The organism is Streptomyces sp. NPDC002580 (assembly GCF_042889485.1).
GTDB lineage: Bacteria > Actinomycetota > Actinomycetes > Streptomycetales > Streptomycetaceae > Streptomyces.
Genome location: NZ_JBIAQZ010000017.1, coordinates 41980 through 60756, shown reverse-complemented (window position 1 = coordinate 60756; position 18777 = coordinate 41980). Strand labels below are relative to the sequence as shown.

The following is an 18777-nucleotide window of genomic DNA, read 5'->3' as shown; positions in this document are numbered from 1 at the left end:
CCAGGAGCTCAACGACCCCACCTCACCCCACGTCACGCCACATCCGGCCCCGCCCCAGAGAATGTTCACACTCGGCATGTGGGTCTCCCTGGCCACGCTCGTCCTCTCGGGGGCCATGTCCACCGCGATCGCCGGCACGGCCGTCGTCGCCTCGCAGACGGCCGGACGCGCCCTCAACTCGATCGTGCGGTACGGCGCCGTGATGTTCCACCACGGCCTCTACCTCAGCGACTACTACACCTTCATCGACGAAGTCCGCTCCATGACCACCGCCCGCGGCACCACCCAGGCCGAGGCGCCGCGGCAGATCCGCCTGTGCGCGGCGGAATTCGCCTACCCGGGCAAGGATGACCCCGCCCTGCACCCGATCACCCTCACCCTCGACCGCGGCGAGATCGTCGCCCTGGTCGGCGAGAACGGCGCCGGCAAGTCCACCCTGATCCGCATGCTCACCGGACTGACCGTGCCGACCGGCGGGACCGTCCGGTGGGACGACACCGACCTCGCCACAGCCGACGCGGAATCCGCCTGGCGGCACGTCGGCCTCGTACCGCAGAAGAACGGCCGCTGGCCGCTGCGGGCCAGAGAGAACATCACCCTCGGCCAGCCCCGTGAACACACCGACGACCGCGTCTGGGACGCCGCGGACCGGGTCGGCATGACCGACGTGCTCCAAGGCCTACCGGACCGCCTCGACACCCTGCTGGCCCGCTCGGTGTGGGGCGGACACGAACTGTCTGGCGGCCAGTGGCAGCGCCTGGCCTGCGCGCGAGCGATGTACCGCGAACCGGCCGTGCTCGTGCTGGACGAGCCGACCAGCGAGATGGACGCCCGCGGCGAGCACCTGATCTTCCGCAAGCTCCGCGAGATGGCTCCGGACCGGATCACCGTGGTCGTCACGCACCGCCTGGACAACGTACGAATGGCCGACCGCGTCATCGTCCTCGATCAGGGACGCATCCGCGAGGAGGGCACCTTCGACGCCCTCGTCGCGACAGAGGGAAGTCTCCTAGGCGAGCTTTACGCGCTCGCCCAGGACCGCTGATCCCCGCCACCCGTCCCCGGTGGGGCCGCGTCCCCGGCGCGGCCCCACCCCCTTCCGTCACAGGACCTCGCTCGGCTTCGCGAGCCGGTGTCCGATTCATACGCGTTGCGCCCATCCAACGCAGGAGGAACGGGAGTTGGGTCCGCGCGCTACGGCCTAAAACTGCCCTAGGGTCGTCACATACCGGTGTGGTCGCAGGTCACAGCATCTCCGATCGTCGGCCGGACGGTATTTCGGATGGCCTGTACGAGCGCGTACAGGCACGCAAAGGGAGCTAACGCAGCGTGAGTTTCATCAAGAAGGCCTTCGAGGTCATCGAGAAGGGCGTGGACGCGGGCGGCGACGCCATCCACGACTACACCGTCAACCGCCGTACGGCCGAGCTTTTCCTGAAGCTGGGCATCGCGGTCTACGCCGAGCAGCGCCTCGGCGGCTCCCGCGAGGCGGTGGATCGCATGTTCGAGGCTCTTGAGGGACACGTGGCCGAGAACGGCGAGGTCGAACTCGACCACCTGCGAGAGGCCCACGAGGTGCTCGGTGAGGCGTTCGTCATCCAGCACACCGCCGAGATAGAGGCGAGCGAAGCGGCGGAGGCCCAAGCGGTCGAGGCCGCGGCGACCGCGGCGGCCGCAGCGGCGGCCGCGCCTGCGCCCGCCCCCGTCCCGGCAGCCCCGGAGACTCCCGCCACGGTCGCCTGACCCGCGTTCGACCGTGCCCCGGCCCCGCCTTGGGGGCGGCCCCGGACAGGGCGCCCCCAAGGCAGGTGTGTCACATCGGCAGAGGCAGTCCGCCCGGATCGCCGCAGCGGGTGCAGGCTCCAGGCATCGGGCGGGCTGCGGACCGGCGGACCTTGGAGATCGGCTCCGCACCGCCACCGGAGGCAGACCAGGCAACGGAGGCAGTGCACGCAGTGCAAGACCGCCGTGATTCGCGGTCCATCACCATGCGCGCCTGCATACAAGATCCCCCGGGCAAGAAGCTGACTCGCCGTTCAGAAGCCGGGGCGTGAAGTCTTCGGCTCAGCCGTTCAGTACGCCGGTGGCGCTGGTGACGGGCACGGTCTCCTCGGCCTTGGGGACCTTCACCCGTACCGGCTTCCCGAAGTCCGTGAGCACCAGGGTCACGGTCACGCTCCCACTCGACAGGTCCAGCCTGATGCGCGCCTGTGCGAGCGCTCCCTTGCCGTCGACCCAGGCGTCCGCGAAGGCGGGCAGGTCGCTGCCGACCATGGCGCGGGCCTGGTCCATCTTCTTCCGCATGTCTTGCGCCATCCGCAGGGTGAGCGCGTCGTGGTCGAGCATTCCGCGGTAGTGAACGGTTCGCACACCGTGGACGCTCTCCTCGCCCTCGCGGGAGACCTCGCGCATCGCGGAGAGCTGCTTCAGCACATGCTCGGGATCATTGAGAGGCGCCCGCAGCGCGTAGTGCGCCTCCGCCTCGTCCCGGGGCATGACTCCCCACTTGCCCTTGGTGATTCCGTGAACGCTGTTGATGTAGATCTTGCCGCCCGCGAAGACCTCCTCACCATGGCTGATGCCACCTTCGGGGAAGTCGACGGCGATACGGCCCCGGTCTCCGGCGAAATCGAATCCGCCGGTGACTGCGAGCTTGTACGTCGATCCGTCGCCCACGATCTCGATCTTCTCGACGATACGGGCCGTGTCCCGACGGACGGTCGCGACGGCGGCCCGCACCACAGACCGCTGCTGGGCCGAGGACGACTTCGCCGGCTTGGCGTCGCTTTCGGTGTCGGCCGTGGAACAGCCGGTACACACAAGGGTGGTGACGGCGACCAGCAACAGCGGGCGACGCATGAGGTTCCTCCGAAAGTCGTGGTCGAGCAGCGGTCGGACCGCGCCGCACGACACGCGCTGTCGGTCTCCGACCGGGAACAGTTCCGCGAGCAAGGGACTGGGAATCGCCTCGCACAAAGATCATACAATTCGCACAGGGCAGCGGCTGAAGTCACACGGGGCGTAGCACCTGCGCAGGGAGTGGCCACGAGGGTTCCAGGGTCCAATGGCCGGGCCGTACTGGTGAAGTCGACCGTCACTCCCCCGACACCCACGCTCTCAGGCGTCCCACTCGGCCTGGGACTGGGTACCGGACCTTTGACGGCGATTCTCGAAAACGGCTCCGACCGAAGCCCGTGGGGGAAAAGGCCGAGCAGGTCGCTCCCGCCCTGCGGCATGATCACGGCATGGACGATCAGGCTTTCGCATGGGTGACTCTCTTCTGCCACGAGAACGTCGCCGGCTGCCCGCGGCCGAGTCGACCGACCGCGGTCTGACTGCGGGACCGAGGCATCGACTGGCACCCGTTCGCCGACCATGAGACCAGGATCGACCTGATGTGCGGCGTGAGGTCGGACGGGCACTGGCACGGTACGTTCGTTGTCCGCTTCCATGCCGACGCTCTTCGGCGGCTCGGCCTGCATCCCGACCAGCCGACATCGGCCCTGACGGACCCGCTGCCACCGAAGCGGTGGGGCCCGTGGGCGCGGTGAGTGCCGTATTGCCCAACTTCCTTCTACGATGCGGCGATTGACGGGCGCCGGCCAGTGCGCGCCGAATCGGTGTCAAGGAGTGGCGGCAGCCAGGGGCAAGCGGCAAGTCAGGGGTGCGTGGCTACGGCGTTGACGCCGTATTCCGTCAGCTTGCGTGCCAGGTGCTCCATCTCCGGCAGCGTTCCCGAGTGGTCGCCGCTCACCACGCGACGCATCACGTCCTTGGCGGTCGTCAGGTCGATGCCGAACTCAGCCCGTAACACCCGCATGATGGCGACCCCCTTGGCTGACGGACCGCTCACCCGCAGCCTCGCGGGTCCATGCTCGGAAAGCATCTGATCCCGCCGTTCGGCCGGCACGTCGCCATCGCACACGGCAGCCGCGGATCCGCAGGCGGAGCACATCACATCGACGTCCCACCGTAAGCGGCCGCCCACGAGGGCCTGAGTTCCCCAGCACTCCAGTTCTCCGCCGCAGTCCTGGCACACCTCGGAGTACCTGACAGATTCGAGCACCACCTGCTCCATCCCCACCTCCAACGGAGACGAGGCTAGACGACGAGCTGAACCGAAGCTGAGGGAACCGGAGCCGAGCACCGGATCTGAGAACCGATGCCCTGGAGAGTCGAGTTCTGTCGGCAGGGGCGATGGGGATGGTCAAGAGTTGCGATGCGGGCCTCAGCGGATCCGGGATGCCGGCTGGCGCCTACGGGCGTTGTGACGGAACTGGTGGGAGCTTCGGCCAGCGAGCGAGCATGCGTTGGCGCATGTCCGCGCTGAGCCTGCCGAAGCCGCTCAGGTCGGCCCGGTCGGCGGTCGCCCGGCTGACGACACCGAGTCGGTGGACGAGGCGTTGCCGGGCGGTCGCGGTGCCCCACTTCCAGTCCCGGTCCGGGACACGCGCCAGGTGGTCAGTGGTCCCGCGATGGGCGCGTTCGACCAGTGCGTCGCCTCGTAGCAACCAGCCGGCGCACGCGTCGGCCAGATCCTCGTGGAGTTCGCCGCCGGTCGCGTCGTGCCATGCCGTGCGGTAGGCCCTCTCCGCCCGGTCCAGCAGTGGAGCGGCCGCCGCGGTGACACACCAGCACGTCGGGAAGCCGATACGCAGGTAGGCGAGCTCCACCAGTCCGCTGCCCAATGACGCCTGTTCGAAGTCGATGAACCTGATCCCGTTGGTGGTGTGCAGGTCGTTGCCGGGGCACGGATCCCCATGGAGAAGGGCATGCCCCGGTGCCCGGTCGAGCCGGTGCACGAGGTCGTCGAGTTCACCGGGCACACCTGGCGCGACGGGAACCTCAAGGGTCTCGGCCAGCCTGAGAAAGGATTCGATGTCGCTCCGGTCCGGGCCCAGCCAGCGGGGAAGCACTCCGACGTCCTGCGGGCCGGCGGTGGCATGCAACCGGGCCAGTGCCGCCGCGTAGTCGACGATCCAGTCGCTGGAGGGGCGTTGGTGGTCCAGACGCTCCAGGACCAGCACCCGTTCGTCGGGATCGATGCCGAGCAGTGCGGGCACCACCGGCGTGTCGGCGCGGGCGGCGAGCCGCAGCGCGGCCACCTCCCGGGTGTACCGCTCCTCGGCGTCGGGACCGTCGACGATCTGCTTCACCACCGCCGGGCCCCTGGCCAGTTCAACGCGCCACACCCGGGAGCGCGGACTGCTGCCCAGGCGGCGAGAGTTCCTGGGTGAGCCCAGCGCGGCTCGTAGCTCGTCCCCGAACGGCAGTCGCGCCCACATGGGCGCATCCTTCCACACGGGTGGACAACGCTGTCGCTGCGGCGAGTGACCGGCGGCCGTTCGCATCGCGGTTCTCGGCGAGCCTCCGACCGAAGCGTCGCGTTCGAACCGGGGGTCGGCGCGGACCAGGGCGACGCGGCCCCGACGGTGAGCAGCGCCATGGACAGCGCCCCGATGAACTGGGACAGCACCAGACCGGCGGCGTGAGCACGGGCCTCTCGCTGCCGGAGACAGGCGACTACGAGTACGACCAGCAGCACGGCGGCCCCTGCCAGACCACCGTGGCGGCGTCCCGCAACCAGGAAGGGCTTCGCGGCAGCGTGGCCGCCGCGTCCGCGAGGATCCCGGTTCCCATGACGGCCGCGAACCACCTGGGACCGAGCGGCCCACGACCCGTGTCGCTCGTCCTGACCGACCGCCCCCGGGGCCGGTCGGAACGTCTCGTGCCCGAGGCAGGGCGACATCCCGGCCCTTCCCCAGGTCATCGCGCGCCACGACACCCCCGTCTCCGGACATCGAAGCGGGCGTCGTGTCCGGCACAAGGACCCGTCCGGCACGCGGAGGCGCAACGACTGTCCACCTGCCGAGTGAGTTCGGTATCCAAACCAACCTGTCCGCAACGGGCGCGACCATCGGCGCGGGAGGCCCACGATGAAGGACACGAAGTCCGGCCGGACGCCGCTACTGGTGACCGTGCCGCTCTTCCCCGGCGGGCGACTGCTCGACGTCACCGGACCGATCGAGGTCTTCGCGACGGCCAACGCGTTCGGCGGCCACATCGCGTACGTGTGGTCCCCCGGACGACGCCGACGCGGTCACCGTCGCGGGCACCGGAATGAGCGTCGGCCTGGCCGCCGACCAGGTCGGCCACGTCAGCGACGTGCTCCTCGTCCCGGGTGGCCCCGAGCGGCCCACTTCGGTCAAGGACGAGGCGTCCGGTCACCGGTCCGTCACCAGCCCGGTTCCTCATAGGTCGGGGCGACGAAAAGGCGTCGCTCGGGAGAGTGCGCCAAGCCTTGGTCGGGCCTTGTCCCGTTCACCGACCGGCCCGGCGCGCCCTCTCACGGCCCAGGTGCGCGAGAAGGACCGAGACATGGCTGCGTTCCGGTTCCTTCGCGGCGGTGACGAGGGTGACAACGTCACGGTCGGCGAGATCGAGGAGGTGACCGACAGCCTCCGCACGTTCGGGCTCGTCCAGCTCCGCCTCATAGGCCCCCTCGAAGCCGGCGAAATCCAACTCACCGGAGTGAAGGGCGACGCGCAGGCCGTTCGAAGGCGCGACCACCTTCAACCACTCGTCCAGTCGCGCTCGCTCCTTGGACAGCCCGCGCGGCCACAGGCGGTCCACCAACACCCTTTGGAAATCCACCGGTTCCGGCGGATCGTAGACGCGCCGCACACGAAACCCCGCCCCCGACCCCAGCTCCATCTCATCCTCTCTCGGACGCACGGCGGCGAGGCGTGGCCGACGCCCGCGATCCGGTGATCCTGCGATCCGCATCCGACAATCGTCACCCGGGCAGCGGGCACCGGCAGCACCCGGCACCGGTCGCCCGGCAGGCCGACCGCACCCGTGCCTCGTTTTCGTGGTGGTCTCTAGGCGGATTCCTGGCCCAGAACGCGACGAGCCGCCTCGGCCTCCGCCTCCGGTGGGGACAACTCGTCGAGGACGTCCAACTCGTCGTCCTCCTCCAACTCCCGCTCCCAGGCTGAGGCGAGACGGCTCTGCTCCTCCCCGGACATGGAACCGACTGACTTGCGGTCCTCAGGACCCAGGGCCGCCAGAAAGCGCGCAACCGAGTCGTTCGGCATCTGTAGACCTCTCATGTCGAAAACGCCGGTCGCTGACGCCGGCGACATGCCATCGGGCACGTAGGAGGGCATCGAGTCACCGGCAGGAAAACTCTGCTCAGCACCCGCCCGGGCGGAAGCCCACCGCCGTGGCTCGACACACTCCGCCGTCGGCGTTCCGCCTGAGCGAAGACCCGGCAGAAGACCCGGCAGCGGCCCTGATCCTCCGACCGAGGGTCGAAGGATTGATCCCGATTCGCCCAGAATAACGTGGATACCGTCAGCCCGGCCTGCGGAGCGGATGCCGTCCAGCCGAGCGAGTGACAGACTGAAACGCGCGTCGGCCGGCCGCGGGGAGAAGTGCGCGGGCGTGACGGTCGACGCCATCGGCTCGGCCCCAGGGTGTGACGGTCGGACGAGGTGCACGCGGCCGAACGCGGTAGGCACCTTCCACCGACCCTTCCACCGACCCTTCCGCAGGGGCCGAACCCGAGGTTCGAAGCGACGATCACCGTGTGGACGGAAACCGTGTTCCGAAAGTGGTGACCCCTGTGAGCGGGACCGATACAGAAACCGGTGGAACAGCAGGACGGTTCGCCGGGCAGACGGTCGTGGTGGTGGGAGGGAGCGCGGGCATCGGCCTGGAGACCGCGCGACAAGTGCGTGCAGCCGACGGCGAGTTGATCCTCGTGGCGCGCGACGCCGGGCGCCTCGAGCGGGCCGCGGACGAACTGCGCCCGCTGAGTACAGCAGCGTTCGACGCCCTGGACGTCGAACGCCTGGAGCACTTCATCGGAGGACTCCCCGGACGCGTCGACCATGTGATGGTCACGGCGGGCAGCCCGTCGTACACACCCATCGCCGAACTCGACCTCGCCAAGGCCGGATACGACTTCGGCGGGCGGATCGCGATGGTCCTGGCAGTGGCGCGAGCGAGCCGGGAGAAGGTCAGAGCCGGGGGAACGCTGCTGTTCATCGGGGGGACCGGCGGCCGACGCCCTGCCCTCGGGATGGCCGTGACGGGCGCTCTCACCGCGGCACTGCCCGCGCTGACCGCCAACCTGGCACTGGAGATCGCTCCTGTCCGAGTGAACCTGATCGCGGCCGGGTTCGTGGACACCCCACTGTCGGCCTCCCTGCTGGGCGACCGACTCGAAGCCCGGCGTGAAGAGTTGAGGAGGACGCTGCCCATCGGCCGGGTGGTCGGGCCGGCCGACGTCGCCGCCCTCGCGTTGCACATCATGGCTAACGATGCCCTCACCGGCGCCACTTACGACATCGACGGCGGCCAGCAACTCGTCGCGCACTGACTCCCCGCCGCGCCGGCCCTGGCACATGCCGCGGTCGGCGACAGCGCTCGGTCCGGCGCGCCAGGTCGCGGATCGGTCGGCCCCCCTTCCGGGGGGGTGAGAAGAGGAACCGACAAGGGGGACCGAGAAGAGGAGAACAAGCATGGACATGAAGCTCGAGGTCGTCGTGGTGCCGGTGTCCGACGTCGACCGCGCCAAGGACTTCTACACGGCACTGGGCTGGAGACTCGACGCGGACGTCGCCACGGACGGGGACTTCCGGGTCGTGCAGGTGACTCCTCCGGGTTCCCCGGCTTCGGTCATCTTCGGCAGCTCGGTCACCGAACAGGCCCCGGGTTCGGCTCGCGGACTGCACCTGGTCGTCGACGACATCGAAGCCGCCCGCGACGAGTTGCTTCGGGGCGGCGCCGAGCCGAGCGAGGTGTTTCACGACGCGGGGGGCGTCTTCCACCACGCGGGTACCGACTCCCGGGTGCCCGGTCCTGCTCCCGAACGCGGCAGTTACGGCTCCTTCCTGTCGTTCAGTGATCCGGACGGCAACGGCTGGCTCCTGCAGGAGATCACCACGCGGCTTCCGGGACGGCTGGACCCGGCGACCACGTCGTTCGGATCGGCCGACGACCTGGCGAGCGCACTGCGGCGCGCCGCGTCGGCGCACGGCGAGCACGAGGCGCGCACCGGCGCGGAGGACCCGGACTGGCCGGACTGGTACGCGCGGTACATGGTGAGCGAGCAGGCGGGGACGGAACCGCCCGTGTGAGCGGCCGGGCGTAGTGCTGTCGGCGACAACTCCCCCTGCCCGACGAAGGTGCGGTGCCGCGCCCGCTAATGCGTGCCGTCGAGGTCGTCGGCGTAGTGCTCGATGGCAGGCCGGTACGCCTGCATCCGTTGGTCGTCGCTGGTGGCCGTCAGTACCTTCAGCAGGGTCCGTACGGCCTCACGGCCTTCGCCGTTGTTGTACAGGGCCATGGCCAGGAACGCCTGCAGGGCCGGATCGTGCGGGAACTCGTCCAGCCCGCGGCGCAGTGTCCGCAGCGACTCCTCGTGACGACCGAGCACGCGATAGGTGCTCCCCAGTCCGAGGAAGGCCCCGTGGCGGTCTTCCTCCGTCAGCCCCGGACGGCTCAAGGCTTGTTCGTAGAACGGGACGGCCTCGCGCTCCAGACCGAGCACATCGTGCGTCCACGCGGTCTGATAGGCGACTTCGGCATCCTGCGGATGGCGTTCCGCCAGTGCCGACAATCGCTCGCGGGCCTCGGCGGCCCGCCCCTGTTCACGCAGTCGTATCGCCCGCGCGAGGTCCGCGTCCCGCTCGCGATCACTGTTCATGCCGCCCCGCACCGGTACGACGCGACGCGACCGGCGTCAGCGGTGGCGTGGCAGACGAAGGGAACTCCCATGCCGCCGATCATGGCACTCCCCGCCGGCAGCGGCACGGCAGTCGGCCGTACCGAGCGGGATCACGACCCGGTGTCACCCACCGCGGGGCGTGGGTCAGGAATCATTGATGTCAGGACGTGCGAGTACAGAGGTGTGGCACCTGGCCGCTGTTCTGGAATCTCGCAGGCCGCCTTCGGAACAATTCGTTCGGCCTTGATCGGCGACTCGCGTAGGGTGCCCGAGTCGTCGGGGCGCGGAGGGCGGTTGGGTGTGGCACCCAAACAGGTGACGCTGGTTCAGTTGGCGGGTGCGGCACGGGCCGCGTTGGGTGGCGGGCGACGGCTGGAGGGCGTCGAGCGTCTCGCGGGCGGCACGACGAAAGGGGTCTACCGGCTGACGATGGACGACGCCACGACGGCGATCGCCTATCTGTGGGAGGACTCCGAGAACTATTGGCCGGCCACCGAGCAGGACGGCGACCTGGCCGACCCGTTCTCACCCGGCGCCGGGCTCGACCTGTTCGAGGCCGCGCACGCGCGGCTGGGAGCGCTGGGTGTCCGGGTCCTCGAGATCCACCTGGTCGACCGTGACCGCACCCATTACCCGGCCGACCTCGCGATCGTCGAGGACGTGCCCGGCGAGAATCTGATGGACCTGCGCGCCCGCGACCCGCGCGCCGCGGAGCCGACCATGACACGCCTCGTCGAGAGTCTGGCGACGATGCGCGGTCACCGGGCGCCGTCCTTCGGCAAGGTGGCTCTGATCGACGGGGGCGGCACGTCGCGTTCGGCTTCGTGCGAGCAGGCGGCGCTCGTCTTCGGGCTGCGGTGTCTCGGCGAAGCGGCCGCGCGCGACCACAGGATCGCCGACGCCCGCGCCCAGTTGGAGGTGCGGCTGCGTCAACTGACCGCGGCGGTGCGGCCGCGCGCCGAGCACTCCGTCGTCCACGGCGAGTTGGGCCTGGACCACGTCCTGGTCGACCGCGACGGCCGCCCCGTCCTGATCGACATCGAGAACCTTCTGTACTTCGACGTCGAGTGGGAGCACGTCTTTCTCCGTCTCCGCCATGCCCGCGGTGAGTATCGGCGACTGTCCGTGGAGAGCCTCGACAAGGACCGTCTCGCGCTCTACAGACTCACCCAGCATCTGTCACTCACAGCCGGCCCGCTGCGCCTGCTCGACGGGGACTTCCCCGACCGGGAGTTCATGCGAGGGATCGCCGAGCACCACCTGAACGAGGCGCTGTCGCTGATCCCGGCGGCTTGAGAACGGGGATTCACGCTTTCCCCAGAGGTTGGAAGGTTCCCGGAAGGGTGTCCGCGTCACGCTCCGCGTCGGCGGGGCCGCGGGCGAGCGGGGCGCGCTGGTGACGCCCGGTCGTGGACAGCGCCATGCGAGAGGGGCGCGCGTCCGTCCCGGGGTGAGCGTGATCCGTTCGGAGATCGTCGATCCGGTCCGACGGGTTTCGGGCGCCGCCCGCCGGGGCGTTTCCCCGACCGGCTTACGCGTCAAGAGCGTTGGGGATCGGACCTGGCGAGGTCCCCGCCCTCCGGGGAAGCCTGCCGGTTCGTCGCGGCTCGCCGGCAGCCCGTGCCCTCGTCGGGCGGTGCGGCGGGTGCGTCGACTTCGTGACCGCTCATCTCGCGCCGTGATCGCCATCAGCCTGACCGCACCGGATGATCACTGTGCGTAATGATTGCTGGTCAGTCTCGGATGGTGATGGCGAGACGGCTTGTCTCGCCTGCCGAGATGGAGGTTTGACATTAGGCATCCTTATGGTTGATAAAGAGCTTGCTTTGGCCATCGAAATACGGTCCGTGATGCCAGTCCCCTCCTAGCCGAATGAGTCCGCCGTGTCCCTGTCCCCCGCCGTCCCGACCCCCGCAGGCCCCGGGGAGGACTGGAACGCCTGGCGTGCCGAGCGCCTGCGCGCGCTCCCCGCGCCGACCGGAAACCTCGCCCTCGTGGAGACCCGCTGGCTGCCGGCCGGCGAGGAACCCGACGTCGACGCGGCCCGCGCCGGACAGCCGGACACCGTGACCGTCACCACGCTGCGGCGCACCGACCTCGTCACCGGCGCCCCGGAACACGGCCTGCGCTTCTGGGACGCGGACTCGCCCTCCATCCGCCACTTCGAGGGCGTCGAGGCATTCCCGTACGACCCGGCCTGGGTCCTGGAAGCCACGTACTCCCCCGTGCCCGGTGCCCGCCGGATCGCCTTCGAGCACCTCCGGGACAACGGCGGCACCCGCGACCTCGTGGTCCCGGGGGACATCACCCTCAGCGTCGACGGCCGCGAGTACACCCTCAGCGCCTTCGACGACGACGGCACCCTGCTGCTCGTCTTCGGCGACCCCACCAACGGGGACACCACCTACGGCGCCGGCCGCTTCCTGTTCGTCGGGCGCGCCGACGACGACAGCCGCGTCGTCCTGGACTTCAACCGGGCCTTCGTGCCGCCCTGCGGATTCTCCGATCAGTACAACTGTCCGATGCCGCCGCGGCAGAACCGCTTCCACCTGCCGGTCCAGGCCGGCGAGAAGCGCCCGATCTTCCGCGACGGCTTCCTCGCGCAGCACTGACCGATCAGCACCACCGGTCGCCACCGACCGATCAGGACGACCGGCCGATCGGCACGGGCCGATCCGCAGACCTCCCCTTTTTCGCCCCGCACGAAAGCGCCCCGAATCATGAGACTCGACAAGTCGACCCTCTACGTCACCGCCACCACCGCCGGCCTCGCCGTCGCGCTCACCGCCTGCGGCGGCTCCGGCGCCAAGAGCGCCTCGGGCGGCGGCTGGAACAAGAACGCCGCCGTCAACATCGGCTCCCTGTACGAGCCGCAGAACCTCGACAACACCGCCGGCGGCGGCCAGGGCGTCACCGAGGCCCTCAACGGCAACGTGTACGAGGGCCTGTTCCGGCTCGGCGACGACGGCAAGGTCGACAAGCTCCTCGCCCAGGACTACAAGGCGAGCCCGGACGGACTCACCTACACCTTCACCCTGCGCGGCGGCGTGAAGTTCCACGGCGGCAAGGAACTCACCAGCGCCGACGTCAAGTACAGCCTGGAGAAGGTCCTCGCGGACGACTCGCAGTCGGCCCGCAAGAGCAACCTCGAGGTCATCAAGGACATCGCCACCCCGGACGCGCACACCGTCAAGGTCACGCTGTCCCAGAAGTCGATCTCCTTCGTCTACAACCTCTCCTATGTCTGGATCATCAACTCCGAGGCGAAGGACCTGAAGACGAGCGAGGACGGCACCGGCCCGTACACCCTCGCCAAGTGGACCCGCGGCTCCGCGCTGAGCCTGAACCGCTTCGCCGGCTACTGGGGCGACGCCGCCGCGAACAAGCAGGTCGTCTTCCACTACTACAAGGACGCCACCGCGCTGAACAACGCGCTGCTGACCAACGCCGTCGACGTGGTCACCAGCGAGCAGTCGCCCGATGCCCTGGACCAGTTCAAGAGCAACCAGAACTACAAGGTCAACGACGGCGACTCCACCACCAAGCTGCTGCTGGCCTTCAACGACAAGGCCAAGCCGTTCACCGACGTCAAGGTCCGTCAGGCCGTCTCGGCCGCGATCGACGACAAGAAGCTCCTCGAGTCCGTCTGGGGCGGCTACGGCAAGCTCGTCGGCTCGATGGTGCCGCCCACCGACCCCTGGTACGAGGACCTCACCGAGGTCAACGCCCACGACGTCGCCCGGGCCAAGAAGCTGCTCGCCGAGGCCGGTTACGCCAAGGGCTTCTCCTTCACCCTCGACACCCCGAACTACGACCCGCACCCCACGGCCGCGACCTTCATCAAGTCGCAGCTCGCCCAGGTCGGCATCACCGTCAAGATCAACACGATCACGCCGGACGAGTGGTACACGAAGGTCTACAAGAACCGCGACTTCACGGCCACGCTCCAGGAGCACGTCAACGACCGTGACCTCGTCTGGTACGGCAACCCCGACTTCTACTGGGGTTACGACAACAAGCAGGTCACCCAGTGGGTGGCGCAGGCCGAGGAAGCCTCCTCGACCGCCGAGCAGACCGAGCTGCTGAAGAAGGTCAACCGGCAGACGGCGAAGGACGCGGCCAGCGACTGGCTGTACCTGTACCCGCAGATCGTCGTCGCGAGCAGCAAGCTCTCCGGCTACCCGCTCAACGGCCTCAACTCGCAGTTCTACGCCTACGACATCAAGAAGCAGGGCTGATGGGGCGCTATCTCCTGCGCCGCTTCGCCTTCCTGCTGGTCTCGCTGGCCCTGGCGAGCGTGGTGCTGTTCGTCCTGCTGCGCCTGCTGCCCGGTGATCCGGCCAACGCGCTCACCTCGGTGGGCGCGAGCCCGGAGCAGATCGCCGCAGCCCGCCACTCGATCGGCTCCGACCGGCCGCTGCCCGAGCAGTTCACCCACTGGCTCGGGCAGCTGGCGAGCGGCGACCTCGGCACGTCGTTCGTCAGCTCGCTGCCGGTCGGCCCCGAGGTGAGCGCCCGCCTGAACGTCACCCTCCCGCTGACGCTGGCCGCGTTCGTCCTGGCCGTCGTCATCGCCGTACCGGTCGGCTTCGTGGCCGCGTACAAGCGGCGTACCTGGTACGGCGCGCTGCTCAGCGGAGTCTCCCAACTGGGCATCGCGATCCCGGTGTTCTGGCTCGGCATGATCCTCATCGCCGTGTTCGCGCTGAACGCGGGCTGGCTGCCGTCCGGCGGTTTCCCGCTGGACGGCTGGTCGGCCCCCGCCGACGCCGTGCGCTCGCTCGTGCTGCCGGTGGTCACCATCGCCCTGGTGATGAGCGCCTCGCTCATCCGCTACGTCCGCTCGGCCACCCTCGACGTCCTGGGCAGCGACCACCTGCGCACCGCGCGGGCTCTGGGCTCCTCCTTCCCCCGGGCGATGTGGCGGCACGGGCTGCGCAACGCCTCCGTACCGGTGATCTCCGTCCTCGGTATCGAGCTCGCCTCGACACTGCTCGGGGCCGTCGTGGTGGAGTCGGTGTACGCGCTGCCGGGCCTCGGCTCGCTGCTCGCCACCGGCATCGCCCAGCACGACTACCCGGTGATCCAGGGCGTCCTGTTCGTGTCCACGCTCGCCGTCCTCGTCATCGGCTTCACCGCCGACCTGGTCCAGCGGATCATCGACCCGCGGCTGCGCGGCCGTCTCTCAGGAGGTGCCCGTTGACGTACACGGACGTCCTGCGCAAGCCCACGGCGGTCCGCGGCCCGCGCTCGGTCACCCTGCTGGCCGGCTGCACGCTGACCGCGCTGATCGCGCTGATCGCCGTCGTCTCGCTCGTCTGGCTGCCGTACGGCGCCGACGACACCTCCGGCGGCCGGCTCGCGGGTCCCGGGGACGGGCACCTGCTCGGCACCGACAAGCTGGGCCGGGACCTGTTCGCCCAGCTGATGACGGGCTCCCGCATCGCCGTCGAGGCCGGCCTCGGCTCGGTCCTGATCGCCTCGCTCGTCGGCGTCACCCTCGGAGTGCTCACCGCGTTCGCGCAGGGCTGGCTCGACGACACCCTCGCCGCGTTCCTCGACATCCTCATCGCGTTCCCGACCCTGCTGCTGGCGATGCTCGTCGTCGCCGCACGCTCGGCCACCCTCGGCTCGGCCGTCCTCGCGATCGGCCTCGCCCAGAGCGCGATCGTCGCCCGCCTGGTGCGCATCCTCGCCAAGCGGGTCCTGGCCCAGGACTACGTCACCGCCGCCCGCACCTCGGGCACCTCCTGGCCGCGGACCGTCGTGGGACACGTCCTGCCGAACATCTGGCCCACCCTCGTCGTCAACCTGGCCCTCCAGTTCGGCCTGGCCGTGCTCGCGGAGGCCGGGCTGTCCTACCTCGGCCTCGGCGCGCCGCCGCCCAACGCCTCCTGGGGCCGCATGCTCCAGGAGGCCCAGGCCACCTTCACCACCGCCCCGGCCGGCGCGCTGGCCCCGGGCATCCTGCTGGTCGTGCTCGTCGTCGGGGTCAACCTCATCGCCGACGGACTACGCGACAGCCTCGACCCGGCGACCCGCCGGAGGCGGACATGACCCTGCTCGACGTACGCGGCCTGACCGTGCGCACCGACGACGGGCGCACCCTGGTCGACGACCTCTCCTTCACCCTCGACAGCGGCGGACGGCTCGGCCTGATCGGCGAGTCCGGCTCCGGCAAGTCCCTGACCACGCTCGCCGTGCTGGGTCTGCTGCCCGACGGCATGACCGCGACCGGCAGTGTGGAACTGGCCGGTACGCAGATCATCGGTGCCCCGGAGAAGCGACTCGTCGCGGTCCGGGGCCGGGACGCGGCCGTGGTCTTCCAGGAGCCCCTGACCGCCCTCGACCCGCTGATGCGGGTGGGCCGGCAGATCGCCGAGCCCCTGGCCCGCCGCACCGGCCTCAGGGGCCGGAACCTGCGCACCGCCGTCACGGAAGCGCTCCTCCGGGTACGGCTGCCCGAACCCGAGCGCATCGCCCGCGCCTTCCCGCACGAGATCTCCGGCGGCCAGCGCCAGCGCGTCGCCCTCGCCATGGCCCTCGCCTGCGAGCCACGTCTGCTCATCGCCGACGAGCCCACCACCGCGCTCGACGTGTCCGTGCAGGCCGAGATGCTGGAACTCCTCGACACCCTCGTGCGCGAACGGGAGATGGCCGTGCTGTTCGTCAGCCACGACCTGGCCGTCATCGCCAAGGTGACCGACCGCGCCCTGGTGATGAAGGACGGCCGGGCCGTCGAGGAAGGCCCCGTCCTGGACGTCGTCGGCGCACCCCGGGCGGCGTACACGAAGGCGCTCGTCTCGGGCGCCCGCAAGCTGGAGTCCGCCCTGGCCCTGAGGAGCGCGCGATGACACCCGTACTGGAACTGTCGGACGTGGCCGTGCGCTACCGGGGCGCGGCCGCCGACGTCGTACAGGACGTGTCCCTCACCGTCGAGCAGGGCCAGTCCCTCGCGCTCGTCGGCGAGTCGGGGGCCGGCAAGACCACCCTGCTGCGCCTGCTCCTGGGACTCGCCCGCCCCACGGCGGGAACGGTCCGCTTCGACGGCGAGGTGCTGACCCCGCGCGACCGGCGGCAGATGCGCCGCTTCCGGCGCGGCGTCCAGTGCGTGTTCCAGGACCCGTACTCCTCCCTCGACCCGCGCCGGCGCGTCGCCGCGATCGTCGCGGAACCGCTGCGCTCCCTCGGCATCGACACCCGGGCGACCGCCGCGCCGAAGGTGGCCGCCGCGCTGGAGCGGGTCGGCCTGCCCGCCGACGCCGCCACCCGCCACCCCCACGAGTTCTCCGGGGGCCAGCGCCAGCGCATCGCGATCGCCCGCGCCATCGTCTGCGACCCGCGCGTGCTGCTCGCCGACGAACCCGTCAGCGCCCTCGACGTCACGACCCGCGTCAAGGTCGTCGACCTGCTCGCCGAGCTCAAGGAGGAGCGGGAGCTGACCCTGGTGATGGTCTCCCACGACCTGTCGGTCGTCGCCTCGCTGTGCGAACGCACCGCCGTACTGGAGCGCGGCCGTCTGGTCGAACAGGGCGACACCCACCAGGTGCTGGGCGCCCCTGAGCACCCGTACACCCGCCGCCTGATCGACAGCGTGCCGCGCCTGCCGGCCTGAGGGACGAGCGGGCGGCAGGCGCGGCCGGACCGCGCCGCTGTCGGCCCACGGTCCCCCGCAGTCGCGCCCGCCGTGTGCGGGTCCGCCGCGAACCGTGCCCTCGCAAGACGACGGCGGTCCTGTCGTGCTCGCACGCGTGCGGCGTGACGTGCGCTTCGTGGATGCGCCGACCGAGGGGACCCGCGCGTGCCGGACACGAGCCGCACCCGCGGTGGTGCCGCACCCGGCCGTTTCCGCTCGTGTCCAGGCGGCGGCATCAGCCGGGACAGGACGGCCTCTCCGGGATACCTGCAGGGCCCGTCCCCATCGACTGGGAACGGGCCCTGCAGGTACTACCGTGACCGTCGTGACAGCTCCGCCCGCCGGCCGACGCGGCGAGCGCCGGTCCCGCGCGGGCGGAGCTGCGAGGTCGCGCCGGGGCACGGAAGCGGCCCCGTCGCCTGCGTCAGGAGCGACGCGTCCGGCGGGAGACGACGAGCGCACCGGCTCCGGCGACGAGCACCAGGGCCGCACCTCCGGCGATCGGGCCGAGCGAACCGTTCGCACCGGTCTCGGCCAGCGGGGGACCGCTGTCGCTGGGCGACGGCGCCGGGGTGGCGGGCGGCGTCGACGTCAGCGGGGGCACGTCCGAGGTCGTGGTCGGCGTGCTCGACGGCTTGGGCGTGGCAACCGGGGTCGACGCGTCGGCGGGCGGCTCGCTGGCCTCCGGGGTCCCGGGCGTGGCGGGGGTGGACGACGACGGCGTGGGCGAGTCCGACGCCTCGGGGGCGCACGGCTTCTCGCCGCCGTTCCAGGCGGCTATCAGGTGGTACGGGGTGTTGACGCCGTCCGGCTGGTACGGGAGGGGGCCGTGCCCGTCGCCGGTCTTTCCGTCGTACGAGACGTCGTCGCCGTACAGGTCGATCTGGCCGAAGCAGTCGGGCGAGCCCACCTTCAGCTTCTGCCAGGTCTGCTTCGCGTCGGCCGAGTCCGCGACATCCTCGGCGGTGAGGTAGACCGTGGCCTTGTCGACCAGCGTCTGGTGGCCCGAGGTCACCCAGCTCGGTCCCTCGGCGGTGTACTCGGCGAGGGAGACGGGGTACTTGCACCCTTCACCGACGTCCTGGCCCTTGGCCAGCCGGACCTCCACCGCTCCGGGAGCGGCGTCCCACTGGTGGAACCCGCCCTGGGAGGACCAGTCCGCGCCCACGGGCTTGCCGTCGGCGTCGACGATGCGGTACTGCACCGTGGCGGACCGGCAGTCGCCGGACGACGTGGCACTCGCGGCTCCCGCCCCGACGAGGGGGAGGACGGCACCGGCGAAAGCCGTTGCCGCGAGAGCGGCCAGAATCCTTGATTGATGCGAACGCGACAAGATGAGCCTCTGTAAGGGTCAAGGTGTGGGAGGTGGCAGAGTGCGAGCGGTTCACACGGACGGGGCCATGAA

Annotated in this window: 18 protein-coding genes; 11 read left to right on the top strand and 7 right to left on the bottom strand. The window is 70.3% G+C overall.

Annotated elements, in window-relative coordinates:
- The first annotated feature begins 61 nt into the window (after positions 1 to 61).
- Entirely contained in the window at positions 62 to 1045 is a 984-nt protein-coding gene (locus tag ACFYW7_RS35970; protein WP_389510334.1) for an ATP-binding cassette domain-containing protein, read from the top strand.
- A gap of 284 nt (positions 1046 to 1329) precedes the next feature.
- Positions 1330 to 1743 (top strand): hypothetical protein, encoded by a 414-nt coding sequence (locus tag ACFYW7_RS35965; RefSeq protein ID WP_389510332.1) that lies wholly within the window; start codon positions 1330 to 1332, stop codon positions 1741 to 1743.
- A gap of 321 nt (positions 1744 to 2064) precedes the next feature.
- On the opposite strand, the gene ACFYW7_RS35960 is transcribed toward ACFYW7_RS35965, so the two are convergent.
- From ACFYW7_RS35960 to ACFYW7_RS35940, 5 genes are all read right to left on the bottom strand, one after another.
- On the bottom strand, positions 2065 to 2859 hold the full coding sequence (locus ACFYW7_RS35960) for an LppX_LprAFG lipoprotein (RefSeq protein WP_389510329.1): 795 nt from the start codon (positions 2857 to 2859) through the stop codon (positions 2065 to 2067).
- Positions 2860 to 3658: 799 nt separating this feature from the next.
- Positions 3659 to 4078: a hypothetical protein gene (locus ACFYW7_RS35955; protein WP_389510326.1), complete on the bottom strand. Its 420-nt coding sequence runs from the start codon at positions 4076 to 4078 to the stop codon at positions 3659 to 3661.
- Positions 4079 to 4256: 178 nt separating this feature from the next.
- On the bottom strand, positions 4257 to 5285 hold the full coding sequence (locus ACFYW7_RS35950; RefSeq protein WP_389510324.1) for an aminoglycoside phosphotransferase family protein: 1029 nt from the start codon (positions 5283 to 5285) through the stop codon (positions 4257 to 4259).
- Between the two features lie 1036 nt (positions 5286 to 6321).
- The gene (locus ACFYW7_RS35945; protein ID WP_389510322.1) at positions 6322 to 6714 is read right to left on the bottom strand and encodes a DUF488 domain-containing protein; all 393 of its coding nucleotides are present in this window, start codon (positions 6712 to 6714) and stop codon (positions 6322 to 6324) included.
- 167 nt (positions 6715 to 6881) lie between these two features.
- A complete protein-coding gene (locus tag ACFYW7_RS35940) occupies positions 6882 to 7028 on the bottom strand; it encodes a hypothetical protein (protein WP_389510320.1) in 147 nt (48 codons plus the stop codon).
- A gap of 599 nt (positions 7029 to 7627) precedes the next feature.
- Between ACFYW7_RS35940 and ACFYW7_RS35935 the strand changes: the two genes are divergently transcribed.
- Both ACFYW7_RS35935 and ACFYW7_RS35930 read left to right on the top strand, forming a co-directional pair.
- A complete protein-coding gene (locus ACFYW7_RS35935) occupies positions 7628 to 8386 on the top strand; it encodes an SDR family oxidoreductase (RefSeq protein WP_389510318.1) in 759 nt (252 codons plus the stop codon).
- Between the two features lie 142 nt (positions 8387 to 8528).
- Entirely contained in the window at positions 8529 to 9146 is a 618-nt protein-coding gene (locus ACFYW7_RS35930) for a VOC family protein (RefSeq protein ID WP_389510316.1), read from the top strand.
- 65 nt (positions 9147 to 9211) lie between these two features.
- On the opposite strand, the gene ACFYW7_RS35925 is transcribed toward ACFYW7_RS35930, so the two are convergent.
- Positions 9212 to 9715 (bottom strand): tetratricopeptide repeat protein, encoded by a 504-nt coding sequence (locus ACFYW7_RS35925; protein ID WP_389510314.1) that lies wholly within the window; start codon positions 9713 to 9715, stop codon positions 9212 to 9214.
- Positions 9716 to 10030: 315 nt separating this feature from the next.
- Here ACFYW7_RS35925 and ACFYW7_RS35920 point away from each other — a divergent pair, with 315 nt between their 5' ends.
- From ACFYW7_RS35920 to ACFYW7_RS35890, 7 genes are all read left to right on the top strand, one after another.
- A complete protein-coding gene (locus ACFYW7_RS35920) occupies positions 10031 to 11032 on the top strand; it encodes a phosphotransferase family protein (RefSeq protein ID WP_389510312.1) in 1002 nt (333 codons plus the stop codon).
- Between the two features lie 587 nt (positions 11033 to 11619).
- Positions 11620 to 12348 (top strand): DUF1684 domain-containing protein, encoded by a 729-nt coding sequence (locus ACFYW7_RS35915; protein WP_389510310.1) that lies wholly within the window; start codon positions 11620 to 11622, stop codon positions 12346 to 12348.
- A 108-nt stretch (positions 12349 to 12456) separates the two neighbouring features.
- Positions 12457 to 13974 carry an ABC transporter substrate-binding protein gene (locus ACFYW7_RS35910; RefSeq protein ID WP_389510308.1) on the top strand — a complete coding sequence of 506 codons (1518 nt, stop codon included), beginning with the start codon at positions 12457 to 12459 and terminating at the stop codon, positions 13972 to 13974.
- Positions 13974 to 14939: an ABC transporter permease gene (locus ACFYW7_RS35905; RefSeq protein ID WP_389510306.1), complete on the top strand. Its 966-nt coding sequence runs from the start codon at positions 13974 to 13976 to the stop codon at positions 14937 to 14939. Before ACFYW7_RS35910 ends, ACFYW7_RS35905 begins: the two co-directional genes overlap by 1 nt.
- Positions 14936 to 15793 (top strand): ABC transporter permease, encoded by an 858-nt coding sequence (locus ACFYW7_RS35900; RefSeq protein ID WP_389510304.1) that lies wholly within the window; start codon positions 14936 to 14938, stop codon positions 15791 to 15793. The genes ACFYW7_RS35905 and ACFYW7_RS35900 overlap by 4 nt, the downstream gene beginning before the upstream one ends.
- A complete protein-coding gene (locus ACFYW7_RS35895; RefSeq protein ID WP_389510302.1) occupies positions 15790 to 16590 on the top strand; it encodes an ATP-binding cassette domain-containing protein in 801 nt (266 codons plus the stop codon). Before ACFYW7_RS35900 ends, ACFYW7_RS35895 begins: the two co-directional genes overlap by 4 nt.
- Positions 16587 to 17351 carry an ABC transporter ATP-binding protein gene (locus ACFYW7_RS35890; protein WP_389510300.1) on the top strand — a complete coding sequence of 255 codons (765 nt, stop codon included), beginning with the start codon at positions 16587 to 16589 and terminating at the stop codon, positions 17349 to 17351. The genes ACFYW7_RS35895 and ACFYW7_RS35890 overlap by 4 nt, the downstream gene beginning before the upstream one ends.
- A 445-nt stretch (positions 17352 to 17796) precedes the next feature.
- Here the strand turns inward: ACFYW7_RS35890 and ACFYW7_RS35885 are convergent, their stop codons facing one another.
- Positions 17797 to 18705 carry a hypothetical protein gene (locus ACFYW7_RS35885; RefSeq protein WP_389510297.1) on the bottom strand — a complete coding sequence of 303 codons (909 nt, stop codon included), beginning with the start codon at positions 18703 to 18705 and terminating at the stop codon, positions 17797 to 17799.
- Positions 18706 to 18777: the final 72 nt, after the last annotated feature.